Origin of the sequence: Kitasatospora sp. NPDC088861, assembly GCF_044750105.1 — a bacterium.
Lineage (GTDB): Bacteria > Actinomycetota > Actinomycetes > Streptomycetales > Streptomycetaceae > Kitasatospora.
Genome location: NZ_JBIVJF010000027.1, coordinates 1 through 7,056 on the forward strand (window position 1 = coordinate 1; position 7,056 = coordinate 7,056).

3 protein-coding genes are annotated in these 7,056 nt (G+C 73.1%); all 3 read right to left on the bottom strand.

Annotated elements, in window-relative coordinates; translation table 11 throughout:
- Positions 1 to 127: 127 nt before the first annotated feature.
- The 3 genes from ACIP37_RS30790 to ACIP37_RS30800 all read right to left on the bottom strand — a co-directional run bounded on the left by ACIP37_RS30790 (position 128) and on the right by ACIP37_RS30800 (position 6,891).
- A complete protein-coding gene (locus ACIP37_RS30790; protein WP_400810712.1) occupies positions 128 to 3,016 on the bottom strand; it encodes a trypsin-like serine protease in 2,889 nt (962 codons plus the stop codon).
- A gap of 357 nt (positions 3,017 to 3,373) precedes the next feature.
- The gene (locus ACIP37_RS30795; RefSeq protein WP_400810710.1) at positions 3,374 to 5,173 is read right to left on the bottom strand and encodes an ABC transporter ATP-binding protein; all 1,800 of its coding nucleotides are present in this window, start codon (positions 5,171 to 5,173) and stop codon (positions 3,374 to 3,376) included.
- Positions 5,158 to 6,891: an ABC transporter ATP-binding protein gene (locus ACIP37_RS30800; RefSeq protein ID WP_363632212.1), complete on the bottom strand. Its 1,734-nt coding sequence runs from the start codon at positions 6,889 to 6,891 to the stop codon at positions 5,158 to 5,160. The genes ACIP37_RS30795 and ACIP37_RS30800 overlap by 16 nt, the downstream gene beginning before the upstream one ends.
- Positions 6,892 to 7,056 lie beyond the last annotated feature (165 nt).

Below are 7,056 nucleotides of genomic sequence, written 5' to 3' on the forward strand. Positions count from 1 at the left end.
CCGCCGGGCCCCGCCCGGCCCCTCACCCCCCCCCCCCCCCCCCCCCCGGGGGCCCGCGGGGGGGGGGGGGGGGGGCCGGGGCCGGGCGGGCGGGGGGGGGGGCGGGCGGCCCCCCCCCGACTCCCGGTCACAGGCGGAAGGGGTTCCCGCCCTGCGCGGCGATCACGTACCAGGCGGTCGCCCCGGTGTGGAGGGAGGAGTAGTAGAAGTCGCCCTCCCCGGTGTCCAGGCCGTCGTGCGAGGCGGCGACGATGCCCTTGCCGTCCGTGTTGGCCGCGCCGCTCTGGGCCTTCTGCAAGGTCGCCATCAGGACCGCCGCCTTCGCGGCGTCGCCGTCCGCGCGGCGGACCTGGTAGGCGGCCAGCAGGTGGGCGGTGCCCTCGAACCAGACGCCGCTGGTGTCCTTACCGCTGAAGCCCACCCCGCTGTACGGGCCGTCGGTGGCCGCCATCCGCCCGGCCGCCCAGTCGACGGCGGGCGCGTAGGACGGGTCGAGGGTGGCCAGGTAGCTCCAGGTCTGCACGTCCTCCGGCTCGACGTCGTCGTTGGTGGTCACCCCGTCCAGGCCGGTGCCCGTCCACAGGTGGCCGTTGGCGGCCTGCACGGACTTCACGAACCGGAAGGCGTTGGTGGAGCGCTGCGCCCAGCCCGCGTCGCCGGTGACGCCGGCGAGCATGGCGAAGAAGGCGCCGGTGTCGATGTTGTGCTCCGTGGCCTTCCAGGTGAGCGGGACCATCGTCTGGCCGGTGCCGTCGTCGTTGCGCAGGCCGCCGGTGTAGCCGCCGGCGCCGCGGGTGTCCGCGGTGTTGTTCTGGATCCAGTTGGCGGCCTTCAACGCCCCGTCCAGGAAGCGCTGTTGGCCGGTCACCCGGTAGAGCCGGGTAAGCGCCATGCCGGCCCAGGCCATGTTCCCGGTGTAGACGGAGAACCCGCCGACGTACGGCTCGCCGGAGGGGGTCTTGACGAAGGGGTCCGGCTCGTAGGAGGCGCGGATGCGGCCGTCCGGGGTGATGTCGTGGGCCTGCGCGTACAGCAGGCTGTCGCCGAGCGCCGTGGCGTGGGCGACGTCGTCGGTTCCGCCGCGTTGCAGGAACGCGGTGATGACGAGCGCGTTGTCGTACGTGAAGGAGGCCTGGAAGCCGTCCGGGCCGAACAGCTTCGGGTCCTCGAAGTGCCCGCCCTGGTAGCTGCGGGGCACGCGCAGCGTGCTGCCGGTGCCGTGGGCGTCGAGGCGCTGGGCGAGGAAGGAGTAGGCCGCGTCCACGGAAGGCCCGGAGGGCTTCACCGGCGGCTGCTGGGACGGCAGGTGCAGACTGTCCGCGGGCGGGGGGCCGGGCGTGCTCGGCAGGTCGGCGTCCTCGTCGCCGACCGGCACCAGTTTGAAGAGCTGGTTCTCGTCGTTGTGGTCGCACGGGGCGTTGCCGGGTGTCGCGATGCTGTTCGGCACGCTCGTACCGGGCCACAGCGCGAGACAGTTCCCGCCCTTGATCTGGAGGTGGAAGTACCAGTGGCCGCCCTCCCAGTCCGACATCTGGAGTCCGACGTCGGCGGACTGACCGAGGTACTCGTTCGGTGCGGCGAGGTTCCGGAACATCCAGCCGCCGTCCGTCGTCTGGAGGAGTTCCCAGTCGGCCCGCGGGTCACCGGGCTGGGTGCCGACGAGCCGGCCGCTCGGCAGGTCGTAGGCCATCGCCGCGCCGTTGCCGTCGACCAGTTCGGTGTGGTCGTGCGGCTTGGGGTCGGAGCCCATCGCCACGCCCCCGCCGCCCCCGCCGAAGTCCTCCCAGCTCAGGTGCCCGGTGCTCCAGTCGCGAACGCCGATCTTGGCGCCCAGCATGGGGAGGGCGTCCTCCAGGCCGACGAACATGATGCCGCCCGCGCAGGTGGTCGCCATCGTCTTCCCCGGCGTCTTGCAGCTCCAGGTTCCACCCGTGGTGGCCGAGACGATGCCCAGGGCCGTGATGTTGGGCGGCGCCCCCGGCAGGTCCGGGCCGCCGCCCAGCACGACGGGGCCGCCGCTGTCACCCCTGCGGGCCGCGATGGACGAGTTGTCGGCGGCGGTGAACTGCTTGAGGGCCTTCCACCCGTACATGTAGTGGTGCTCGATGTCGCCGCCCAGGTTGTCGGGGCCCTTGGCGTAGTAGTCCGTCACCTTGGTGGTGACCTGGATGTTGCAGATCTCGCCCGATCGGGCGCCCTCGTTGCAGATCCAGTTCCCCTCGTGCGCCACCTGCGCGGCGCTCACCCACTTCTTGGTCTGCGAGATGCTGGACTGGTCGGCCGCGCCGCCCGTCCAGATCTGCTGGTCCATCGTGATGCCCGAGGACGGCTTGATGACGGCCGCGTCGAGGTAGACGGGCCCCCTCTCGTCCTGGCGGACGATGTGGGGCGAGATCCGGGTGCCGATCGCCGGCCCCTGTCCGCCCGTGTCGTCCACGCCGTACCGGACGTTGGTCTCGTTGTTCGGCATGAAGCAGTGGTCCGCGGTGAGCATGGCGTCCTCGCCGCGGTAGTTGATCGCGAACGCCGTGCTGCAGAACGGTGAGATGATCTGCGCGCCGCCGGCACCCGGATCGCTCCGGCGCGAGGGTTCGCCGAGGCTGATCGACTCCGTGCCGTTCGATTCGACCGTCACCGGAACGCTCACGGACGCCACCGCCCGCCGCAGCCGCTGTGCGTCGGCCTCACCGCCCACCACGGTCGCGGTGAGGCCGCTCCCGTCCTGCGGCATCGCCACGTCGGTGATCCGCACTCCGGCGGAATCGGCGATGCGCGTCACCTCGCGCGAGGCGTCCTTCAGGTCCTGCGCACTGTGCGGCGCCGACTTCACGTCGACACGCACCGGGCTGTGCGCGACGACCGCCCGGACCTCGGGCGTCAGCTCGCCGTGCCAGTAGACCGTGAGGTGCTTCGTCTCGGGGGCGGCGACCACGCCGGCGAGGGCCTGGCTGCCGATCCGACCCGACACCTGCTCCACGGCCGAAGCCGTCTCGTTCATCTGGCCCTGGATGGCCATCAGTTGATGCCAGGACAAGAAGGGTGAAGGGCTCCCGAAGGAGTTCGCCACGGGCGCGATGCCGGGAGCCGCGAGCACTCCCACGACGGCGGTCGCGGTGGCGAAGGCCACGAGCGGCCTTCGCCACCTGCCCCTGCGGCGGGCCGGATCTTCGATGTGGTGGACCAACGGGAACTCCCCGGGGCTCGAAACTGCGGGGCGCCTCGGCGCCCCCTCACCCGTGCCTACGGGTGGGGGTGAACGCGCAGTTCAGAGCGGGTGCGGGCCGGCCAAGAACGCTTGCCGGTCCGTGGTTCGGACGCCCGGACGCACGGATGCACGGATGCACGGACGCACGGATGCGCGCGAGGCGAGCGCTCACGCCGGCGAGGCCGTGGTGTGCTGGTCCCTCGTGTCCGCGTGCGAGCCGGTCCAGTAGCCGACGAGGTCCGCGTAGCGCGGTGAGGCGGCGAGCAGTTGCGAATGGGTGCCGCTCAGCGTCCGGTCGCCGTCCATCAGCAGGATGCGGTCGGCGCGCAGGGCCGAGCTCATCCGGTGCGCGATGACGACCACGGTGCCGCCGCGCCGCGCGAAGGCCAGCTCCGCCCGCGCCTCCGCACCCGGGTCGAGGTGGCAGGTCGCCTCGTCGAGCAGCACCACGCGAGCGTCCGAGACGTAGGCCCGGACCAGCGCCAGCAGTTGCCGCTCGCCGGCCGACAGAACGGCCCCGCCCACACCGAGCCGGGTGTCCAGGCCGCCGAGCCGGCCGATCAGGCGGTCGGCACCGACGGCGGTCGCGGCCCGGGCGAGCTCGGTGTCCGCGGCCTCGGGGCGCAGGTAGCAGAGGTTCTCCCGGAGCGTCCCGGTGAAGATGTACGCCTCCTGGGGGATCAGTACGACGTGGCGGCGCAGCCAGTCCTCGCCGAGCCGGTCCACGGGGAAGCCGCCGATCCGGACCTGCCCGGCGCCGGGCGTCGCCAACCCGGCGAGCAGGTCGGCCAGGGTCGACTTGCCGATGCCGCTGGGGCCCACCACGACCAGCACGGCGCCGGCGGGCACGGCGAGCGTGAGGTCGCGGATGACCGGCTCGGCGTGCGGGCCGTAACCGAAGGTCAGGCGGTCGATGACCAGGTCGGCGCCGGCCGAGGCGGCCTCGGCCGGGCCGGCTTCGGCGGGCGGGTGGGCAGGGTGGCGCGGGGCCGGTTCGGACGGGACATCGGCCTCGCCCAACCGCTGTAGCACCGTGTGGAGTTGGATTCCCCAGGAGCCGATGACATCGACCATCGAGCGCAGCGTGGGCTCGATGGTGGTCAGCAGGTAGCCGATTGCGCCGACCAGCGCGCCGACCGTCAGTCCGTGTCCGGCCAGCAGCCACGGGCTCATCACGAACACGGCCAGCACCGGCAGTTTTCCGCCCGCCGAGACGAGCAGCGCACTGACCGCGCCGGTCCGCGCGACGGCCCGCGACGCCGCTTCCCACTCGCCGATCAGGACGTCCAGCCGCTCCCGAGCCCGACCGCGCGCGCCGGCGGCCACCAGATCACGCAGGCCCGCCAGGGTCTGACCGGCCTCGGCGGCCAGTCGCTCGTCCGCGATCAGCAAGGCCCGTCGACGCCGGCTCAGGACGCGCAGCAGCGGCATGTACGCCGCCAGCGTGAGGACCACCGACACCCCGGCGATGGCCGCCACCGGCAGAGCGAGGGCCGCCAACCCCACCAGGGCCATCACCAGTGACACGCCGACCTGCCGGACCGAGCGCAGCAGCGCGGAGACCAGTGCCCGTACGGTCTCCACCTGTCCGGTGAGCCGGGCCACGCTCGCCCCGTCGGAGCGGGCCGTGCCGGCGACCCCGCGCCGGAGCGTGGCGGAGACCACCGAGCTCACCAGTGCGTCCCGCAACGGCTCGACCAGCACGCCCAGCCTGGGCAGGAGTTGGCGGGTCACAGCAGCCCGGAGCACCATGGCGACGCCCAGCACTGCCAGCCAGGCCAGGCCCACCAGCGGGCGCCCGGCCAGGAATCCCCGGTCCAGGGCCCGCGCTATCAGGAGCCCGGACAGCAGAACCGGCAACGCCTCCAGCACGGACAGCGCCAGCACCGCGGCGACGACGCCGCCGCGGCCGCGCAGATGGCGCCCCAGCATCCGCCAGCCGGGGCACGTGGTCACGGGATCGGACACGTCTCCTCCTCCACACTCTCCGAAGCCGCGGCGAACTGCGCCCGGTACTCCTGGTCGCTCCACAGCTCCGCATGCGTCGCCACGGCTCTGATCCGGCCGTCCGCCAGCCAGGCCACCAGATCCGCGCGGGCCGCCGTGGAAGCGCGGTGCGCGACCATGATCCTGGTCCGCCCGGTGAAGGCGCTGTGCAACGCCTGCGTCACCCTCGCCTCGGTCACCGTGTCCAGGCTGGACGTCGCGTCGTCGAGCACGACCACCCGGCTGTCCTGGGCGAACGCCCTCGCCAGTCCGAGCCGTTGTGCCTCACCGCCGGACAGCGGAGCAACCGCCAGGCGGGTGTCATATCCGTCGGGAAGCCGTCGGATGAAGTCATCGGCGCCGGCGGCCCTCGCGGCGGCCTCGATCACGGACTGCGTCGCCTCCGGACGAGCGAGCGCGATCGTGGCGCGGATGGTGTCGTCGAACAGCGCGGGCCGTTCGAAGGCGTACGCCACGCGGCGGGAGAGTTCATCCGCCGTGAACTCCGTCACGGGTACGCCATCGAGCAGCACCGCGCCCTGGTCCGGGTCGTGGAGCCGCCCGACCAGCGCGGCGAGGCTGCTCTTTCCCCCGCCCGACGCCCCGACCACGGCCAGCGCCGTTCCGGCCGGGATCTCCAGGTCGATTCCGTCGAGCACCACCCGGTCCCCGGCGAGCACGCGGACCCCGCGGAAGGAGACCGCACATCCGGCGGTGGATCCGTCCGATCCCCGCTCCCCCGCCAGGGTCACGGGCTGGCCCACGGCCTCGGCGACCCGGCGTCCCGCCGCGACCGAGTGGGCCAACTCACCCACCGCGTCGACCTGTTGGAGAAGTCCGAGGGCGATCGCGACGTACCCCGTGACGGCGACGAGCTCCCCCGAGGAGATCCGCCCGGCGACCACCCCGTATCCGCTCACGGCGAGGACGAGGATCTCGATCGCCGGCAGCAGCAGGCCCATCTGCCAGGCGGTGGCGCGTTGCAGATGCCACGTCAGCAGGCCGGTCTTCGACAGCTCGGGCAGCGGCTCCAGCACGCGGGTCGTCTCCGCTGCCACGGTGCCGCTCGCCCGGATCGTCCGGACGCCGCCCAAGGCCTCGATCAACCGGTCCGCGATCTGTCCCTGCAACTCCTGATAGCGCGTGAGCGCCGACGAACTCCGGCGGAAGAACAACCGCAGGACGACGTACACCGGCGGCAGGCCGAGCAGGAAGGTCACCGCGGGTCGCCAGTCGATCAGCCACAGGGACACCACGCCCACGATCGAGGTGGCCACCGACATGACCGTGTCGAGCACGGTGAGACCGGCGTGCCCGGACTCGGCGCAGCTCCCGACCAGCCGGCCGGTGACATCCCCCGCAGCGTGCCGGCGCTGCCCGGCGAGTCCCGCGCCCAGCACCCGGTGGACGAGGCCGCGGCGCAACCAGCCGGTGGCCGCCGCCCCACTCGTTCCCGCGGCCACCACGTGCACCACCGCGACGCCCGTCGCCACCGCGAACGCCGCCGCCAGGGCCGATACCGGCCCGGTCAGCGGACGGTGGGCCAGGGCGTCGTCGAGTGCCCGGGCCAGCAGGGCGGGGGTCGCCAGCGTCACCGCCGCATCCGTGATCGACGCCAGTACGGCGAGGGCGAACCAGCCCCGGGCCTCCAGGGCTGCCGCCGCCAGCAGGCGGGGGACCGATCTTGTCGACGTCGTCATCCTCTCCTCCAGGAGGGCAATCGGGACCGGTGGCCGGGGCCGATCAGGGCCCCGGCCACACATTGGTCACTGGCCGGTGTAGGTGCAGGTCCAGCTACAGGTGTTCTGGCAGGGCCGCAGACCAGCGGCCTCCTCCTCCCCGTCCAGCGCCTGCAGCGCATCCGT